Annotated in this window: 22 protein-coding genes; 11 read left to right on the forward strand and 11 right to left on the reverse strand. The window is 64.0% G+C overall.

Features of this window, described 5'->3' with window-relative positions; all coding sequences use genetic code 11:
- Nucleotides 1-47: 47 nt before the first annotated feature.
- The 3 genes from RB2654_RS22570 to RB2654_RS17345 all read right to left on the reverse strand — a co-directional run bounded on the left by RB2654_RS22570 (nucleotide 48) and on the right by RB2654_RS17345 (nucleotide 2308).
- Nucleotides 48-725, reverse strand: coding sequence for a sulfotransferase family 2 domain-containing protein (locus RB2654_RS22570; protein WP_008334263.1), 678 nt, complete (start codon nucleotides 723-725; stop codon nucleotides 48-50).
- A complete protein-coding gene (locus RB2654_RS17340; RefSeq protein WP_040885183.1) occupies nucleotides 722-1828 on the reverse strand; it encodes a sulfotransferase family protein in 1107 nt (368 codons plus the stop codon). Before RB2654_RS17340 ends, RB2654_RS22570 begins: the two co-directional genes overlap by 4 nt.
- 87 nt (nucleotides 1829-1915) lie before the next feature.
- The gene (locus RB2654_RS17345) at nucleotides 1916-2308 is read right to left on the reverse strand and encodes a DoxX family protein (RefSeq protein ID WP_008334265.1); all 393 of its coding nucleotides are present in this window, start codon (nucleotides 2306-2308) and stop codon (nucleotides 1916-1918) included.
- Between the two features lie 250 nt (nucleotides 2309-2558).
- Between RB2654_RS17345 and rpsA the strand changes: the two genes are divergently transcribed.
- From rpsA to RB2654_RS17400, 10 genes are all read left to right on the forward strand, one after another.
- Nucleotides 2559-4241, forward strand: a complete 1683-nt coding sequence (rpsA, locus tag RB2654_RS17350; RefSeq protein WP_040885185.1) for a 30S ribosomal protein S1 — start codon at nucleotides 2559-2561, stop codon at nucleotides 4239-4241.
- A gap of 115 nt (nucleotides 4242-4356) precedes the next feature.
- A complete protein-coding gene (locus tag RB2654_RS17355) occupies nucleotides 4357-4536 on the forward strand; it encodes a hypothetical protein (RefSeq protein WP_040885186.1) in 180 nt (59 codons plus the stop codon).
- 236 nt (nucleotides 4537-4772) lie between these two features.
- Nucleotides 4773-5054, forward strand: coding sequence for an integration host factor subunit beta (ihfB, locus tag RB2654_RS17360; RefSeq protein ID WP_008334268.1), 282 nt, complete (start codon nucleotides 4773-4775; stop codon nucleotides 5052-5054).
- Between the two features lie 13 nt (nucleotides 5055-5067).
- Nucleotides 5068-5418 (forward strand): lipopolysaccharide assembly protein LapA domain-containing protein, encoded by a 351-nt coding sequence (locus RB2654_RS17365; protein ID WP_008334269.1) that lies wholly within the window; start codon nucleotides 5068-5070, stop codon nucleotides 5416-5418.
- Between the two features lie 10 nt (nucleotides 5419-5428).
- Complete coding sequence (locus RB2654_RS17370; RefSeq protein WP_008334270.1) at nucleotides 5429-6067, forward strand: phosphoribosylanthranilate isomerase; 639 nt, start codon at nucleotides 5429-5431, stop codon at nucleotides 6065-6067.
- Complete coding sequence (locus RB2654_RS17375; RefSeq protein WP_008334271.1) at nucleotides 6064-6516, forward strand: GNAT family N-acetyltransferase; 453 nt, start codon at nucleotides 6064-6066, stop codon at nucleotides 6514-6516. Before RB2654_RS17370 ends, RB2654_RS17375 begins: the two co-directional genes overlap by 4 nt.
- Before the next feature lie 35 nt (nucleotides 6517-6551).
- On the forward strand, nucleotides 6552-6806 hold the full coding sequence (locus RB2654_RS17380) for a hypothetical protein (RefSeq protein WP_008334272.1): 255 nt from the start codon (nucleotides 6552-6554) through the stop codon (nucleotides 6804-6806).
- 72 nt (nucleotides 6807-6878) lie between these two features.
- On the forward strand, nucleotides 6879-8114 hold the full coding sequence (trpB, locus tag RB2654_RS17385) for a tryptophan synthase subunit beta (protein WP_008334273.1): 1236 nt from the start codon (nucleotides 6879-6881) through the stop codon (nucleotides 8112-8114).
- A gap of 494 nt (nucleotides 8115-8608) precedes the next feature.
- Nucleotides 8609-9295, forward strand: a complete 687-nt coding sequence (locus RB2654_RS23930; RefSeq protein WP_246146579.1) for a hypothetical protein — start codon at nucleotides 8609-8611, stop codon at nucleotides 9293-9295.
- Complete coding sequence (locus tag RB2654_RS17400; protein ID WP_148912565.1) at nucleotides 9295-9879, forward strand: helix-turn-helix transcriptional regulator; 585 nt, start codon at nucleotides 9295-9297, stop codon at nucleotides 9877-9879. The genes RB2654_RS23930 and RB2654_RS17400 overlap by 1 nt, the downstream gene beginning before the upstream one ends.
- 48 nt (nucleotides 9880-9927) lie before the next feature.
- Here RB2654_RS17400 and RB2654_RS17405 read toward each other — a convergent pair whose 3' ends face one another.
- The 7 genes from RB2654_RS17405 to pth form a co-directional block, all read right to left on the reverse strand.
- The gene (locus tag RB2654_RS17405) at nucleotides 9928-10446 is read right to left on the reverse strand and encodes a hypothetical protein (protein WP_008334277.1); all 519 of its coding nucleotides are present in this window, start codon (nucleotides 10444-10446) and stop codon (nucleotides 9928-9930) included.
- Nucleotides 10447-10697: 251 nt separating this feature from the next.
- Nucleotides 10698-11420, reverse strand: coding sequence for a hypothetical protein (locus tag RB2654_RS23230; protein WP_148912564.1), 723 nt, complete (start codon nucleotides 11418-11420; stop codon nucleotides 10698-10700).
- Between the two features lie 274 nt (nucleotides 11421-11694).
- The gene (locus RB2654_RS17415; RefSeq protein ID WP_040885191.1) at nucleotides 11695-12360 is read right to left on the reverse strand and encodes a hypothetical protein; all 666 of its coding nucleotides are present in this window, start codon (nucleotides 12358-12360) and stop codon (nucleotides 11695-11697) included.
- 330 nt (nucleotides 12361-12690) lie between these two features.
- Nucleotides 12691-13065, reverse strand: coding sequence for a DUF2237 family protein (locus RB2654_RS17420; RefSeq protein ID WP_008334280.1), 375 nt, complete (start codon nucleotides 13063-13065; stop codon nucleotides 12691-12693).
- Nucleotides 13046-14215, reverse strand: coding sequence for a serine hydrolase domain-containing protein (locus RB2654_RS17425; protein ID WP_008334282.1), 1170 nt, complete (start codon nucleotides 14213-14215; stop codon nucleotides 13046-13048). Before RB2654_RS17425 ends, RB2654_RS17420 begins: the two co-directional genes overlap by 20 nt.
- A gap of 30 nt (nucleotides 14216-14245) precedes the next feature.
- Nucleotides 14246-15277 carry a DUF2332 domain-containing protein gene (locus RB2654_RS17430; RefSeq protein ID WP_008334283.1) on the reverse strand — a complete coding sequence of 344 codons (1032 nt, stop codon included), beginning with the start codon at nucleotides 15275-15277 and terminating at the stop codon, nucleotides 14246-14248.
- Nucleotides 15274-15957 carry an aminoacyl-tRNA hydrolase gene (pth, locus tag RB2654_RS17435; RefSeq protein ID WP_008334284.1) on the reverse strand — a complete coding sequence of 228 codons (684 nt, stop codon included), beginning with the start codon at nucleotides 15955-15957 and terminating at the stop codon, nucleotides 15274-15276. The genes RB2654_RS17430 and pth overlap by 4 nt, the downstream gene beginning before the upstream one ends.
- Nucleotides 15958-16063: 106 nt before the next feature.
- On the opposite strand from pth, the gene RB2654_RS17440 reads away from it, so the two are divergent.
- The gene (locus tag RB2654_RS17440) at nucleotides 16064-16741 is read left to right on the forward strand and encodes an FkbM family methyltransferase (protein WP_008334285.1); all 678 of its coding nucleotides are present in this window, start codon (nucleotides 16064-16066) and stop codon (nucleotides 16739-16741) included.
- A 51-nt stretch (nucleotides 16742-16792) separates the two neighbouring features.
- On the opposite strand, the gene RB2654_RS17445 is transcribed toward RB2654_RS17440, so the two are convergent.
- Entirely contained in the window at nucleotides 16793-17434 is a 642-nt protein-coding gene (locus RB2654_RS17445; protein ID WP_040885193.1) for a 50S ribosomal protein L25/general stress protein Ctc, read from the reverse strand.
- Between the last annotated feature and the right edge of the window lie 151 nt (nucleotides 17435-17585).

Below are 17585 nucleotides of genomic sequence, written 5' to 3' on the forward strand. Positions count from 1 at the left end.
CCCCAGCCCCCCCTCCGAGGTATTTGTGGACCAGAGAAGGTGGACCGTCAGGCCCCTTTGCCGAAACTCGGGAAGAGGCGGCGCTTCGGTTGGCCTGCGTCTTGTGTGTAGCCGAATGCTTCGAAGTCTTTCGCATAGAGCACGACGATCTGGTCCAGGTCTTTGTCTGCAAGGTCGCGGCGCGTTGCGCCATCCACGCTCCGATTTCTATGGGGGAGCGGGGCCCCGAGGTTTGCCGTATTCTGGAGTGCGGGCCAGTCACGACCAAGGGTTTCGAGATGGAATACCCGGTCTGGCAGGAGCGTGCCGCCGTCGCCCGCCAAGAAATCGACCTGCGGACGCACGAAGTGAAACTTGGCGCTGCGGTCATCAGGCGCGCGGGTGAATTGCGCGGGCAGCCAGTCGTGGACGAACGCCCTCAGAGTCTCGACCGGGCGCAGATGGTTGAACAGCGACACCGCGCGCGCGACAGGGTCGCGGACCACGGTGAAGGTGAAGTAGTCGTCCCACATCTTGTCCGTGACGAAGTGGTGCCGGGTGTACTGCGCTGCCGACAGATGGGCGAGCCGGGGTGGACCCACGGCTTTCGACGGATTGCGCCCCAGCATCAGCGGCGCGCGCTGGCCCCAATCAAGGCCCAGATCGTCGAGGAACGCCTGTTCGACGCTTTGACCGCCGCATTTCGGGATATGGACGAAGATCGTGCGGTGGGGATGCGAGATCATGCGCCGAACCGGGCCTCGATGAGCGGCTTATAGGCCTGCCAACCCCGCGCCATGGCCGGGTCGATCCCCTGACGCACCTGCCATTTGGACAGTGTCGGCATGTCGCCCCCGGATTTCTCGGGCGCGGCGCAGGCGTCGGTCCAGTCGAGGCCGAGCGCCGTCAGAACGGGGGTCAGGGTGGCGCGCGGCGCGGCTGTGAGGGTGTCGAGGTGGATGTCATGCCACGCGGACCCCGCGCGCGCCGCGCCGAGCGCGCAGAAGTCGAGGTGCCGGTCGTATTGCGCGCTCAGATCGCCCCAGTCGTAGCTGTAGCGGTGGCCGTCGCGGAAGTCGTTCTTGAAGCAGGACCAGCAGGTCGCCTGTTTGTCGCGGCGCATGTGGATGATCTGGGCGTCGGGAAACAGCATCGGGATCGCCCAGGCGAAATAGTAGTTTTCGGGCATCTTGTCGACGAAGATGCCCGTGTTCGGGACGCCTTGCAGATAAGCGGTGCGGGCGGCCTCGAGCCGGTCGGCGTCCAGCCCGTCGAGAAAGGCGATGTGCGGGTTGCGGCCCGTGCCGTCGCGCATGAGCGCAGGTCCAAGCGCGATCCGTTCGCCAAGGTTCGTGATTTCGCGGTGTGCGGCAAGCATCTGACTGATGAGCGAGGTGCCGGAGCGCGGCATTCCAAGGACGAAGACCATCCGGGGCGGCCTCGCATCCAGCCGCAGGTCGGGGGCGGCGCGCACGGCGGCAAGCGTGTCGCGGGCAAGCGCCGCCATCGCGCCGTTGTCGTATCGGACGCCTTTCAGGCGATTGGCCGCGACCACGGCATCGAAGGCTCGCTGGGGCTTGCCGAGATCGTCATAGGCCTTGCCCAACATGAACAGGAGTTGCGCGCGCAGCGGGGCCGACAGCGCCTTTTGCCTCGCGAAGCCTTCGATCCGGGCCAGCATCTTGTCGCCGGGGGTATAGGGCGTGCCGTAAGTGTAGATCCACAGACCGGCGAGGCTGCCGGGATCGGCCGCGAACACCTTGTCGAGCGCCGCGTGCATTTCGTCGAACCGGCCCGCGTTCAGGGCCGCTTCGGCGGTGACGAGGTGCTGGTGCAACGTGTCGGTCATGGTCTTCCCTTCCCGGCGCAGTCTGCCCGACATCGAGACCCCAAGGAAAGGTGCCGCGCGGGGCCGCCCGCCGCTTTCACGCGCCGGTCAAAGCGACCGCGCCAGCGGGAACAGGCCACGCAGCCGGGGCGAGCGAAGCCACAATCCGCCCCACATGAAAAGGCCGAGGTAGATGGAGAAGAGCTTGTTCGACAAAAGCGGCATGTCGGCGAAGACCTGCATCGTCATCGCACCGCCGAGGATCGCCATCGACAGCACCGCGCCAAGCACCGCCGTCGCCGGCACGGCATAGAGCAGCACGCAGATCAGTTCGAGGATGCCGATCATCAGAACCGGACTGTGCTCCCACCCGAGCGACACCATCGTTTCGTCGGCAATCGGCATCCCGGACAGTTTCGGATAGACCGACGCGCCGAGGATGAAGAGGATGTAGAGGCCGGACAACACCCAGCCGAGACGTGTCATGGTCTTCTGCGACATGAAAAACTCCTGATCGAACGCGCCATCGAAGCACTGCCGCTCCCCGTCCTGTCAAGGTGCTTTGCCCTTGCGTTATGGGGCCGAGAGCCGTATACGCGCGCCCAGACAGGCGTTAAGCCGCATGCCAGAGAGCGAGCAGGGTCGGGCAACCGGCCCTCTTTGTTTTGCGTAAGCCCGTCTGGAAACCCATGAAAGACCGGCGGAGACAACCGTCTGGCCCGAATAGAACTGTAAAGGAACTGAAACGCTTATGAGCGCCAATGCATCTATGGAGGAATTCGAGGCCCTCCTTAACGAATCCCTCGAAATGGACACGCCGGACGAAGGTACGGTTGTCAAAGGCAAGGTCATCGCTGTCGAAGCCGGCCAAGCCATCATCGACGTCGGCTACAAGATGGAAGGCCGTGTCGATCTTAAAGAATTCGCAAACCCCGGCGAAGCGCCCGACATCACGGTCGGCGACGAAGTCGAGGTTTACCTGCGCGCGGCTGAAAACGCCCGTGGCGAAGCCGTCATCTCGCGCGAGATGGCCCGCCGCGAAGAAGCCTGGGACCGTCTGGAAAAGGCCTATGCCGACGACGCTCGTGTCGAAGGCGCGATCTTCGGTCGCGTCAAAGGCGGCTTCACCGTCGATCTCGGCGGTGCCGTTGCGTTCCTGCCCGGTTCGCAGGTCGATGTGCGCCCCGTGCGCGACGCCGGCCCGCTCATGGGTCTCAAGCAGCCGTTCCAGATCCTCAAGATGGACCGCCGCCGTGGCAACATCGTCGTGTCGCGCCGTGCCATCCTTGAAGAATCGCGTGCCGAGCAGCGTGCCGAAGTCATCGGCAACCTGTCCGAAGGCCAGACGGTCGAGGGCGTGGTCAAGAACATCACCGAGTACGGCGCGTTCGTCGACTTGGGCGGCGTCGATGGCCTGCTCCACGTGACCGACATGGCATGGCGCCGTGTGAACCACCCGTCCGAGATCCTCTCGATCGGCGAGACGATCAACGTTCAGGTCATCAAGATCAACAAAGAGACGCACCGCATCTCGCTCGGCATGAAGCAGCTTCAGGAAGATCCGTGGGATCTGGTCGCTGCCAAGTACCCGCTCGAGTCGGTCCACAAGGGCCGCGTTACGAACATCACCGACTACGGTGCGTTCGTCGAGCTGGAGCCGGGTGTGGAAGGCCTCGTCCACGTTTCGGAAATGTCCTGGACCAAGAAGAACGTCCATCCGGGCAAGATCGTGTCGACTTCGCAAGAGGTCGAGGTCATGGTTCTTGAGATCGACCAAGCCAAACGTCGCGTTTCGCTCGGCCTCAAGCAGACCATGCGCAACCCGTGGGAAGTCTTTGCCGAGACGCACCCCGAGGGCACGCAGGTCGAAGGCGAAGTCAAGAACATCACCGAATTCGGTCTGTTCATCGGCCTCGACAACGACATCGACGGCATGGTGCACCTGTCGGACATCTCGTGGGACCAGCGTGGCGAAGACGCCATTCAGCAGTTCCACAAGGGCGACGTCGTCAAAGCCGTCGTCACCGAGGTGGACACGGACAAAGAGCGTATCTCGCTCTCGATCAAGGCGCTCGACGGCGACCCGTTTGCCGAAGCCGTTGGCGGCGTGAAGCGCGGCCAGATCATCACCGTGACCGTGACCGCGATCGAAGATGGCGGGATCGAAGTGGAATACGAAGGCATGAAGTCCTTCATCCGCCGCTCCGACCTGTCGCGTGACCGTGCCGAGCAGCGCCCCGAGCGTTTCCAGGTCGGTGACCACGTCGACGTGCGTGTGACCAACGTGGACGCCAAGTCGCGCCGCCTCGGTCTGTCGATCAAGGCCCGCGAGATCGCCGAAGAGAAAGAGGCCGTGGAGCAGTTCGGTTCGTCCGACTCCGGTGCTTCGCTCGGCGACATCCTCGGCGCCGCGCTGAACAAAGGCGACGAATAAGCCTTTCGCGTAAAGCGATGAGAATTGAGACGGCCCCGGAGCGTTCCGGGGCCGTTTTCTTTTGTCGCGGCGACATGGCGCGCCGACCGCGATACACTTGGTTCAGGAGGGGCGTATGAGACAGAAACGCAAGGAATGGATGGGCGTCGTCGGCGCATTGGGTCTGGCCGCGTTTCTTTTGGGATTGTTCGGCGGCATCTACTCGCTCGGTATGGCGATCGCGCTGTCGGTGTCGGTGTGGGCGGTCGGTGCCACGCTCGTCCTCGCCCTGACCGACCCGCCCGAGGGCGACTGATCCGGCCCCCGAATCATAAGGCGCTAACCATGCGGTTCGCGGGGTCGTGGCGGGCGGTTTCGCCGGGCGCACCACCTAACGGTCGGGATTTCCATGAAAAAATCGGCACTTTGCCGCCAAATTCGGCGCGCGGCCCAAGCCTCGGCTGTTTCGCGACGAAATCTTTCCCCCTATAGTCAGGGGGTAAGCGGCGTGCTGCCAACAAACGCCGGTCAGTCCTTCGGGGGGAAGACGGGATGATCCGTTCGGAGCTCATTCAGAAGATCGCGGACGAAAATCCGCATCTCTACCAGCGCGATGTCGAGCGCATCGTGAACACCATCTTCGAAGAAATCATCGAAGCGATGGCGCGCGGCGACCGGGTCGAGTTGCGCGGTTTCGGCGCCTTTTCCGTCAAGCAACGGGATGCCAGAGTAGGGCGGAACCCGCGCACGGGTGAATCGGTTGATGTCGAAGAGAAGCACGTGCCTTTCTTCAAGACCGGCAAGCTGCTGCGCGACCGACTGAACGGGAACTGAAAGGCCCTTTCCCATGCGTTACATTCGCTACGCGTTTCTGGGCGCGCTGGCCGTGGTGCTTATCACCGTGGCGCTCGCCAATCGCAACATCGTCGAACTTCGTCTGCTGCCGGAAGAAATGGCCGGTTTTCTGGGCTGGAGCTGGACCATCAATCTGCCGCTTTTCATCGTCATCTTCCTCGCCATCATCGCGGGCGTGATGATCGGGTTCGTCTGGGAATGGTTCCGGGAACACAACCAGCGCGCCGAAGGGCGCCGGGCCAAATCGGCCGCCGTCAAGCTGGCGGGCGAGGTGCAAAGTCTCAAGCGCGAGAAGGCCGGGCCGAAGGACGATGTTCTGGCGCTTCTGGAGGATGGGCGGTAAGCACACGCCCATGACCGACATCCGAGTGAAAATCTGCGGGCTGACGAGCGTGGAGGCGGTGGCCGCCGCCGCCGACGCCGGTGCGCGTTATGTCGGCTTCGTGTTCTTCCCGAAATCCCCGCGCAACATCTCGGTCGATCTGGCCGCGGAGCTGGCTGCCGAGGTGCCGCCGGGCATCGCCAAGGTCGCGCTGGTGGTGAACGCGGACAACGCGCTGCTTGACGAGATCACGTCGCGGGTGCCGCTCGACATGCTGCAACTCCATGGCTCCGAAACGCCGGAACGGGTGGCCGAGGTGCGCGCGCGCTATGGCCTGCCGGTGATGAAGGCGGTCGGGATCGCGGATGCCGCCGATCTTACGCGCATCGACGATTATATCGGCGTCGCCGACCAGATCCTCGTCGATACCAAGCCCCCGAAAGAGGCGGAGCTTCCCGGCGGCAACGGTCTGGCGTTCGACTGGCGGCTTTTGCAGGGGCGGCACTGGACGGTGCCGTGGATGTTGGCCGGCGGCCTGACCCCCAGAAACGTGGCTCTGGCGGCGAAGCTTACGGGTGCACGGCAGGTCGATGTCTCGTCGGGCGTGGAAAGCGCGCCGGGCGTGAAGGACGAAGGGCTCGTCCGCGACTTTCTGGGGGCGGTCGGGTGACCGTGACTTTCCGCGCCGCGCGCGCCGACGATGTGCCCGCGGTGATGGCCCTGCTCATGGAGGATCGTGCGCCGGGCGCGCAGCCGGTGCGGGACGACGATCCGGTCCAGATGTACCTCGCCATGATCGCCGACGGCACGACCCAGTTGGTCGTGGGGTGGCGCGCGGGCGAGGTCGTGGCCTGCTATCACCTGACGATCCTCCACCTCGTATCGCCATCCACGCCGATCCGCGCACAGGTTGAATCGGTGCGTGTGCGCGCGGATCTGCGCGGGCAGGGGATCGGCGCGGCCATGATGCGGGATGCCGAGGACCGGGCGCGGGCGGCGGATGCCACGCTCATGCAGTTCACATCGAACGCCTCGCGCGGTGACGCGCATCGGTTCTATGAACGGCTGGGGTTCAAGGCGACGCACGCGGGATTCAAGAAGGATCTGATCTCACGTTAACCGGGGATTCACCGCGACTCGGCCATGGTTAACCCATGACACATCTCATCCCGCCTCAGAGCCCCGACCACTGGCTGTCCGCAGCTTTCACCTCCAACACCGCGACCTCCGGCGGCGTCATCAAGCGCCGGATCAGCGACATCGACCGGATCGTCGGGCGCGACCGTTTTCTGGGCGAAGTGCGCGCGCGCGGGTTTCAGGCCGTCGAAAACGGCGACAACCTGATCGTCTTCTGCAATGCCCAGCCCGTGCGGCTGGCCGCCCCCCGCGCCGGGGTCACGGCCCACTGATTGCCACGCTGCCGTGCTTGCTCTTGCCCGATGCCTATTCTAGGAACGGGCAAGACTGCCCGGGAGCGCGATATGGCTGACGATCTCTTCAATTCCTTCATGAACGGCCCTGACGAGAAGGGCCGGTTCGGCGATTTCGGCGGGCGTTTCGTGTCCGAGACGCTCATGCCGCTGATCCTCGAACTCGAAGCGCAGTATGAACATGCCAAGACCGACCAGAGCTTCTGGGACGAAATGGAATTCCTGTGGAAGCACTATGTCGGCCGCCCGTCGCCGCTTTATTTTGCTGAGCGTCTGACCGAAGAGCTTGGCGGTGCGAAGATCTATCTCAAGCGGGATGAGCTGAACCACACCGGCGCGCACAAGATCAACAACGTGCTGGGGCAGATCATCCTCGCCCGCCGCATGGGCAAGACCCGGATCATCGCCGAAACCGGCGCGGGCCAGCACGGCGTGGCGACGGCGACCGTCTGCGCCAAATTCGGGCTGAAATGCATCGTCTACATGGGCGCGCATGATGTCGAGCGTCAGGCGCCCAACGTGTTCCGCATGAAGCTGTTGGGGGCCGAGGTCGTTCCGGTGACCTCCGGTCGCGGCACGCTGAAGGACGCGATGAACGACGCGCTGCGCGACTGGGTGACCAACGTGCGCGACACGTTCTACTGCATCGGCACGGTGGCCGGCCCGCACCCCTATCCGGCGATGGTCCGCGATTTTCAGGCGATCATCGGCAAGGAAGCCAAGGAACAGATGATGGAGGCGGAAGGGCGCCTTCCCGACACCATCATCGCGGCCATCGGCGGCGGGTCCAACGCGATGGGCCTGTTCTATCCGTTCCTCGACGACAAATCCGTGCGCATCATCGGCGTCGAAGCCGGCGGCAAGGGCGTGAACGAAAAGATGGAGCACTGCGCGTCGCTGACCGGCGGTCGCCCCGGCGTGCTGCACGGCAACCGGACCTACCTGCTACAGGACGAAGACGGTCAGATCCTCGAAGGGCATTCGATCTCGGCGGGTCTGGATTATCCGGGCATCGGGCCGGAGCATTCGTGGCTGCATGACATCGGTCGCGCCGAATACGTGTCGATCACGGACACCGAGGCGCTCGAGGCGTTCCAGCTTCTGTGCCAGACCGAAGGCATCATTCCGGCGCTGGAGCCGTCTCACGCGATGGGCCATGTGATGAAAATCGCGGGCGATCTGCCCAAGGATCACATCATCTGCATGAACCTGTGCGGGCGCGGCGACAAGGACATTTTCACGGTCGCCAAAGCGCTGGGCACGGATATGGCGGGTCTGAGCGACTAGTGATCGGCCTATAAACTCAGGTTTAGACCCGTCTGCGCCGGGTTTAAAACGCCGGTCATAAACCCGACGCTCATAGCCTGACCCATGCGTTCGCCGCAGCCTCTCCTCGGGTGCCACGATCCAGGCACCGGAGGAGAACGCAAAGGAACGCATAATGAAACTCGACATTTTCAAAGTAACGGCAGCCGTATTGCTGTCGGCTGGTATCGCTACGGCCGCGCCGCAGGACACGATCAACGAGATCGTGAAGGGGCTCGCAGGCGAAGGATTCACGCGGGTCGAAATCAAGAACCGACTGAATGGCGTCAAGATCGAAGCCCACGGCCCGAACGGTTCGGTGGAACGGATCTACGACGGGAACGGCGTGCTGATGAAAGAAGAAACGCACAGCCGTCAGGGCACGTTCGGCTTCGGTGATCGTGACCGGGATCGGGACCGCAGCGGCCAGCGCAGCGCGACCAATGGTTTCGCCCATGACGACGACGGTCCCGACCATGACCGCGACGACGATCACGGCGGCCGTGACCGAGACCGCGACCGTGACGACCACGGCGAACATGACAGTGACGACGACCACGGTGGGCGCGACCGCGACCGCGAAGACCGTGACCATGGCGGTCGGGATCGCGAAGATCGCGACGACGACTGAGCCTGCGACACAGGAACGCTCCCATCGCGATTGCGGCATCGGGTGGGGGCGTGCCATCTTGCGGGCGGGAGGAATGGATTTGCGGCATCTCGCGATCGTGGCGGTTTGGCTTTTGGCGGGCACCGGGCTCGCCCGCGCCGACGTTGATCTCGACACGTTGATGCGCAGCCTGTCGCAACAGGGGTTCACCCGGATGCAGGTCTCGACGACCCTGCTGGGCAGAACCCGGATTTTCGCCACCTCTGACCAGTTTCATCGCGAAATCGTCGTGAACACGAACACGGGCGAGATCCTTCGCGATTTCTGGCAGGTGCGCTCCGAGTCCTCGTCCCGGTCCGAGGCGCAGATCCTCGATCCGTCCGGCGTGAACGACATGGGCGACCGCGACGACCGAAGCGGGTCGTCGGGCTCAAGTGGTCGCTCGGGGCGGGACGATCGCGACGACAGAGATTCGTATGACGACGACGATTACGACGACGATGATGACGACGACGACCGTGACCGCGACTCCGATCGTGAGGATGACGATTGATGCAGGGGCGGAGGCGATTGGCGCAGGACCGGGTCATCATCGTGATCGCGCTGGTCGTTCAGGCGCTCTGCGCCGGGTTCTTCATTTCCGACATTCTTTCCTCCCGCATCGGGTTCAGAAGCACGCCGATCCCGTGGCGGATGCGCGAACTCATCGAAATAGGGGCTGCGCTTGGGCTATTGCTCGGGTTCGTGCTGGGTGTTCTGGCGCTGACGCGGGTGCGCCGCCATCATCGGCTGGCGGAAGAGCGCCTGCGCGAGGCGTCGGCGGCGTTTCTGGACCTCGTGGCCAAACGGTTCGACGACTGGGCCCTGACGCCTGCCGAACGTGACGTGGCGCTGTTCGCCATCAAGGGGATGAGCCTGGCCGATATCGCGGCGGTCAGGGGCACGTCCGAAGGCACGGTCAAGGCGCAGACCAACGCAATCTATCGCAAAGCGGGGGTGAGCGGCCGGGCCCAGATGTTGAGCGACCTGATCGACACGCTGATGGACGATCAGGTGATGCAGGACTTCCCGCCACCGACCGTCCCCGAACCGCATGAGATCGCGGCCAAGACGCGCGACGCCGAAGTCCGCTCATGAAAAGAGGCGGCGCACTGCGCCGCCTCTGATCCGTGAGAGAGACCTCACTTAGTTGGTGGAGTTCTTCACTTCCGTATCGGACTCGGTCTCGGCGTCGGCCGAAGCGCTTTCTTCCAGATCGTTGGTGGCTTCAGCGCCGCCACCGGCTTCGGTCCGGGTGTTCAGGTCGATGTCGATGTCGGGATCGATCGAACCTTCTTCCGGCAGAATCTCGGTGGTCTGGTTGCTGACGTTCGTGTCATCCGAGTCTTCGATCTCTTCGTCGGTGAAGATGGTGGTCGCGGCGTACTGGTCCACGCCCATTTCCATCTGCGTCATGGTGTCGGACACGACCATGCCGTCGGCGTCGAGGATCAGAATGCGGCCACCAGCGTCGCTGGACGCCATGAAGGTCAGATTGCCGTCGCGGCCCTGACGCACGGTGTTCACGTCGTAGCCTTCGGCGGTCAGGTCGGCCATGCCCTTGGCATAGACTTCCTGATTCAGGCCCGATTCCACGTTCTGAGCGAAAGCGGCCGTGCCGGCGATGAGGGCGACGGTCGAAAGGGTCATCAGCTTGCGTTTCATAACTTCAGTCTCCTGTTGTCCCCGCGTCTCGTTTAACCGCGGGCCCCGGCTGCTATTGGCGGTCAGTTCACGTGGACCCTCATGGTCCGTCGAGGACCGCCCGCCGGGCGCTATGGTCTGCCAACACGAGACTCGATCATTTGGTTCCTCACCCCGGTGCGTTTTTTTCAAATGATTGATTTTTTAACAAAAAGGGTGGCGCCAAGCGTTGGCGCCACCCTGTCCCCACCGATGTGATTTCGCCCCTGCCGTCAGGAGCCGAGACCCAAGGACACGTCAAGGCCGATGCCCAGTCCGCCGTTCTTGCTGCCCGAGGCGCTGACGTCGGCATCGACCTCGGCGTCGAGGCCCGATTGCCCGTCCGACGACCCGACCGCGGCGTCGACATCGGCGTCGAGACCGAGACCGGACGAGCCGTCCGTGCCGGATGTGCCGACGCTGGCTCCGGCCTCTGCCGAAAGGCCTCCGCCGCCGTCCGAGCCACCCACGCCGACGCCCACGTCTGCGTCGATGCCAGCGGCGACATCCGCCCCGGTGGAGCTGCCGTCGGTCGCCGGCCCATCGCTGCCGGGGTTATCTCCGCCAGCCATGTCGTCGCCGTCACCCGGCGGTGTCATCGGATCGTCGGACGCGGCGTCTCCCGTCCGACCGTTTCCGGTATCCGGGCCGACCGGCGTGGTGACAGACTGGCGGGCGGCGGTGCGCAGGTCGCCGGTGCAGGCGACCTGTTCATCCGACACCACGGTGCCGTCTTCGGACAGGATCAGGATCCGCCCGTCGTCACCGGCGCAGGCGTAAAACGTCAGCCGCCCCAGGCTGTCCTGGCGGACGGTGCCGACCGAATACCCTTCGGCGCGAAGTTGCGTGGTGCCCATCTGATAGACGCTGTCGTTCAAAGCCGTCTGTGCGATGGTCGGTGCTGCGGAACAGGCAGCGGCGATCGTTACTGCGGAAACACGTTGCGTAAAAGTCATTGTCTGGTCCTCTTCGGTCTGCGGTGACCCCCACCCAGATGGGGACGCGACAACCCGAGGCTTGATCGGACGAACCCGCCCGACCATCGGGCTGAACACGTAACCTACATGATGGCCAAACTGCCGGCGGCCCGGATCAGTTCCCAATTGAGACGCAACAAATCGTTTCGCGTGAAAGTTGTGGCGCTTACACAATGAGAAGAGGCGGCACCGAAGTGCCGCCTCTCGCAAAGGTCAGGTCTGTCGGTCAGCTGTGTGACCGTGCGACCCCGGATTAGCTGTCGCTGTCAGCCGACAGGCCAAGGTTCAGGCCGGTGTTGAGGCCGATGGACGCGCTGCCGTCGCCATCGTCGCCTTCACCTTCGACCGACACACCGGCGTCCACGCCAGCGCCAAGGCCGACCGAGGCGGAGTCGCCGCCGTCGTCGCCTTCGGCGTCGATCCCGACGTCAAGGCCGGTGCCGACGTTGACCGAGGCGGAGCCGTCGCCATCGTCGCCTTCAGCGTCGATGCCGATGTTCGTGTCCGACCCCACGCCAGCCGACAGGCTGCCCGAGTCGTCGCCATCGTCCGACATGGTTTCCACACCGATCATGGTGTCGGAGTCGGCCATTGCGCTCAGCGAGCCGCCGTCTTCGTCACCTTCGGCTTCGATCGCGGCCGAGGCGCTCAGGTCGGTCATCGTGTCCGACATGACTTCGCCGTCTTCGCTCATGATAAGGATACGGCCGTTGGTGTTGTTGCGGGCCATGAAGGTCAGCGAGCCTTCGCCGTCCTGACGCACCGAGTCGACGTTGTAGCCGTCGCCGCGCAGTTCAGCCATGCCCATCGCATAGACTTCCTGGTTGAGTTCAGCTTGGGCCGAGTCCTGTGCGAAAGCGGTCGCGGCAGGCGTAGCGGCCAGAAGGGCGATTGCAGTCATCGTAGCAAAGCGGTTCATAATCTCTCTCCAATCTGCTGTGGCACCCCTTGGATGCCCCTTCCAATGCGTTGGTCGCCGGGATCGCATCGACCGTCGTGGCCGGATGAGGGCGCCCCCCGTTGGAAGCTGTGACCGGACAACAGCCTCAAAGTCCGAAAGTTCCTGTCTCGGTTGCGAAAAAACTTTAATTTTTCCAATGGGCTATCGGCTGAAACTTTTCACGGGGCGGACTCGTGCCAGTTCAGTTGGTGCTGGAAACAAAGAGAATTTTCTTGAAGTGACTGTTCGCTTCGGGGGCCGGACGCCAGCCACGGGCAAATCAAGGGCCGCAACTTTTTTCCGGGTCGTTCAGATCGAATGCTCTTCCAGCACCCTCAGCGGGATGACTTCGAGCGCGCGTCCGTGGGTCGCTTCCAGCCGGACCTTGGGCGCGCACCCCTCGTCATGGGCCTGAAGGAACCGGGCGGCACACAGGCACCACTGATCGCCGGGCTTGAGGCCGGGAAAGCTGAACTCGGGCCGGGGTGTCGACAGGTCGTTGCCCACGTATTTCGAATAGGCGAGGAACTCGGCGGTCATGACCGCGCAGACCGTGTGATTGCCGGTGTCCGCGTTGCAGGTGTTGCAATAGCTGTCACGGAAGTATCCCGTCTTGGGGTCGTCCGAGCATAGCAGCAATGTCCCGCCAAGGACGTTGATCGGTTCAATCGGTTCTGGCTTCATGGGCGGTCCGGGTGATCTGTCTCAGTCTCTCGATATTGTCTTCGAAGACGCCGGGTTCGGTAAAGCCCCGGTCGGCTGAATTGATCGCGATGACGACGTCGTGGGTGCGGTCGATCCAAATGTATTGACCATAGACGCCGATGGCGAAAACCTCGCCGGGCTGCGGATCGGCGGGCAGCCACCATTGGTGGCCATAGCGCGCCTCTCCTTGCGCGGTCGGCGCTGTGGGGGCCGTCGATGCCTCGACCCAGTCGGCGGGAACGATCTGCTGCCCCTGCCACATGCCGTCCTGCGCGATCATCTGGCCGAAGCGGGCATAGTCGCGGGTTCGCAGGTTGAGCCCCCCCAGCACAAAGGCATTTCCGTCACCGTCGGCCATGTAATAGGGGTCGGCTTCCAGCCCGAGCGGCTCGATGATCCGGTCTTCGAGAAGCGGTGGAATGCGTTCCCCCGTCGCGCCGCGAATGACCATGCCAAGCACATGGGTATCCATCGAGACATAATACCATTCCGCCCCCGGCTCTGCGCGGCGATCCATCAGGTCGCGGGTGAAATCGTCAAGCGACCCGCCAAGCGCGATCACGCGGCCCATGCGGTTGATGTCGGACCAGAAGTCCAGATAGTCCTCGTCGAACGCGACGCCCGAGGCCATATTCGCCACCTGCGCGATGGTGGCACCGTCATAGGCCGTCCCTTCGAGCGATGGGGCATATGCGGTGACCGGATCGTCGATGGAGGCGATAACGCCCTCGTCGATCATGATCCCGAGAAGCGCCGACAGCCAGCTTTTGGCGACCGACCATGACACGCGCCGATCTTCGGGCGCGGTGCCTTGGTAATAGTCCTCATGGACGATCTCGCCCCCGGACAGGACGACCATCGCAGTCACGGTGCGGGTTTCGATCCAGTCGTCGATCCCGGCGGGCAGCGTCATCGCCTCGCCCTCGGGCAAGGGCGAAACCGGGCCGTCGCCGCGCGACATCGGGACCGTGTTGAACAGCGCGTCCATGTTCGAGAAATTCTCGACGATGCGCCCCTCGTCGAACAACGTCTGCACGGCCATGAGACGTTTGAGTTCCTCGCCGCGCGTGATGCCGATCAGGGCGGCAATCGCGACGATGGCGACGAGGATGTAACCCAGTTTGCGCATGATAACACTCCCGATGCCCGGACTATGGCGTCAGGGGGCCTGCCAGTCCACCCAACGCCCGTGGAAATCGACGCGGCCGAGGTTGTGCACCTCGCCGCCGGGCCATGTGGTCAGGGTCATGGCCGCGCCCGGCCCCTGTCCGTCGGCTTCCATCGACAGCCGCGCGATGGGGGCGTCGAGGGTCGCGGCCTTGCCCGCCGCTTCGAACGCGATTTCGCAGGCGGCCTTGGTGGCGGGAGGGAAGTATTGCCACGCGATCGTGTGGAACACGAGGTGGATGTGGCCGGGCCGCCGGATCGCCACGCGGATCGGCAGGAACGACATGGCATCGCTCTGATCCACCTGCGCGTCATAGACCGCGATCGCCGCCCGCGTGCGCTCGATCCGCTCGGGCTGGTCGGCCCAGAGGTAGGACAAGAGGCGGCGTTCATCCGCCGGGTCGTGCACGTCGAGCGGGGCCACGTCGATCCCGCGCCGGTCCGTAACCTCGATCTTCGCCTCGGGCGGGCAGGGGCCGGTCCAGTCGGGCGACAGCGTGACGGCGGGATCGGCAGGCCCGCGATAGCCGCAGGGCAGGTCGAGCGCATAGCGATCCCACATCAGGTTCAATCCGGCGCTCGCGCCCAGTTCCGTCAGCACGAAGGGCAGGCCATAGCGGTCGGCAAGCCAGTGACCGGCGGCGATCATCACGGCCGAGCGGCGCACCTCGTTCGTCTGCGGCGGCAGCGCGAGATAGGTGAGCAGCGTGTCGGTCCGGGTGGCGAGCGCTGCGTCGAGGGCGGCGCCAAGCGTCGCGTCGTCCGTCGCCGGGTTCGGCGGGTAACAGGCGGCAAGGTCCGGGTCTTCGCCCGACAGCACCAGCGCGTGCAACCCGCCCAGCAGGCGCAGGGGCACCGATTGGCCCGAGGGGCCGATGTCGCCCTCGAATGCGAGCATCCGGTCCATCACCGGACTTCCCGGTGCGATGCGGTCGGCGACAAGGCGCAAGACACGGGCGGAGAACGGCGAGCCGAGAGCTTCGTTGCTCTTGGCCTGTTCGCGGAAGGCGGTGGCGAGAGTCATCTGAACTTGTCGACCAGTTTCTGAAGCGGTGAACGGTCTTCCTGCGGTGCCGGCGGCTCCTTTGCCTTCGCAGGGGCGGGTTTCGGGGCGGGTTTTTCGGGCTTGGGTTTGGCACCCCCCGTGCGCAGCGCGACGGCATTGGTGAACTTGGCGTTGTCGTCCGTCACAAGGTGCTCGGCCCCGTCCGAAATGCCGCGCAGCATGTCGTCGAGCCACTTTTCTTCCTGCTTGGCGAAGTCGGACAGCACGTAGGGCGACACGCGGTCCTTGTGGCCCGGATGGCCGATGCCCAGCCGGACGCGGCCATAATGCGGGCTGATATGCTGGTGGATCGAGCGCAACCCGTTATGGCCCGCATGGCCCCCGCCCAGCTTCAGCTTCACCTTGAACGGCGGCAGGTCCAGCTCGTCGTGGAACACCGTCACGTCCGTCGAGTCGAGTTTGTAAAAGCGCATCGCCTCGCCCACCGACTGACCCGACAGGTTCATGAACGTCTCGGGCTTGAGCAGGATGACCTTCTCACCACCCAGGTTGCCCTCGCTCACCTGTCCCTGAAATTTGGACCGCCACGGGGCGAAGCCGTGATCCTCGCGAATCCGGTCCACGGCCATGAAGCCGATGTTGTGGCGGTTGCCCGCGTATTTGCTGCCCGGATTGCCGAGGCCGACGAAGAGTTTCATGGCGGCAATCTAGGGGCGGACGGGCGCGAGGTAAATGTCCTGCCGTCCCGCTGGACTTTCACCCCGCCCGGTCTAGGATCGTCGCCAAAACCGGGCAGGGCGGACCATGGCGCAATTCACTTTGAAAGACATCACGCTTCGCGTGCCGGGCAAGGCGCTGACCAAGCCGCTGCGGGTGGCGTTGGAGACGGGCCGCTACGAATGGAACGAGCGCGACGCGATCGAACGGCATGTGAAGCCGGGCGACAAGGTGCTCGATATCGGGGCGGGGGCCGGCTACATCTCGATCATCGCCGGGCGCGCGGCGGGGCCCGAGAACGTGATCTCGGTCGAGGGCAACCCGGTGATGATGGAGGCGCTGCGCCACAACCTCGACGAAAACGGGGCGCAGGCGACGCAGGTGCTGCACGGCGCCGTGGTGGCCGACAATTTCGACGAGGATACGGTTCTGTTCGCGGCACGCGACGCCTTCTGGTCGTCCTCGATCGCGAACGAAAAGACCAATCCCGACAAGATCGTCGAGGTGCCCGCGCTGAAGCTGTCGGCGCTGCTCGACGAACACCAGCCCACGATCGTGTCGATGGATGTGGAAGGGGGCGAACTGGAACTGTGCCAGCAGCCCTGGCCGCCCTGTGTGCGCATGGTGGTGATGGAAATTCACACGAGCCAATATCCGCCCTCGGCGGTGAAGGCGATTTTCGACGGCATGTCGAGAAACAACATGACGCTCATGCCGTGGGGCACCCGCGGAGAGGTCATCGTGCTGCAAAGGTGCGATAAATGAAAAACGGGGCCTGATCGGCCCCGCTTCGTTTGTTCCACGATGGGAAGAGACTTACGCCTCTTCGCCCTCGGTCACATCCTCTTCGGCTTCGCCCTCGTCCTCGTCCGCACCGGCGGAGCGCAGGCCCGACGGGGCCGAGATGTTGGCGATCACGAAATCACGCTCGACGGTCGGCTTGGCGCCCTGCGGCAACTCGACGTCCGAGATGTGGATCACGTCACCGATGTCACGGCCGGCGAGATCGACGACGATCTTTTCGGGAATGTCACCCGCGACCACATCAAGCTCGACTTCCGGACGAACGTGCACGACCACGCCACCCTTCTTCACGCCCGGAGCCTTCTCTTCGTTGATGAACTCGACGGGAATGAACAGGTTGATGCGCGAGGTGCGGCGCAGGCGCAGGAAATCGACGTGGGTCGGAAGATCCTTGACCACGTCGCGCTGCACGTTGCGGCAGATCACGCGGACATCGTCCTGACCTTCAACCTTGAGGTTGAAGAGGGTCGACAGGAAACGACCGTCCTTGAGCTTCTTGAGAAGCATGTTGAAGTTGATGTTGATCGGCAGCGGATCGACGTCGCCACCATACACGATACCAGGTACGTTGCCTTCGCGGCGAGCTTGACGAGCGGCCCCCTTGCCCGTCCCCGTCCGTACCGTGGCGTGAAAGTCAGGTATTTCACCAGCCATGGGTTTTCTCCAAATTGTAAAGGTCTGCGGCGTTCCTCCAAGGGTGCAACCCCGCATGAGTGCGCGCGTATACGCGGGAATCATGGGTTTGGGAAGGGAAAAAGCGCGCGCGCCCCGGCGGCCTCGCGGTGGCCCGCCGGGCCGGGCGAAC

It is taken from the genome of Maritimibacter alkaliphilus HTCC2654 (assembly GCF_000152805.1).
GTDB lineage: Bacteria > Pseudomonadota > Alphaproteobacteria > Rhodobacterales > Rhodobacteraceae > Maritimibacter > Maritimibacter alkaliphilus.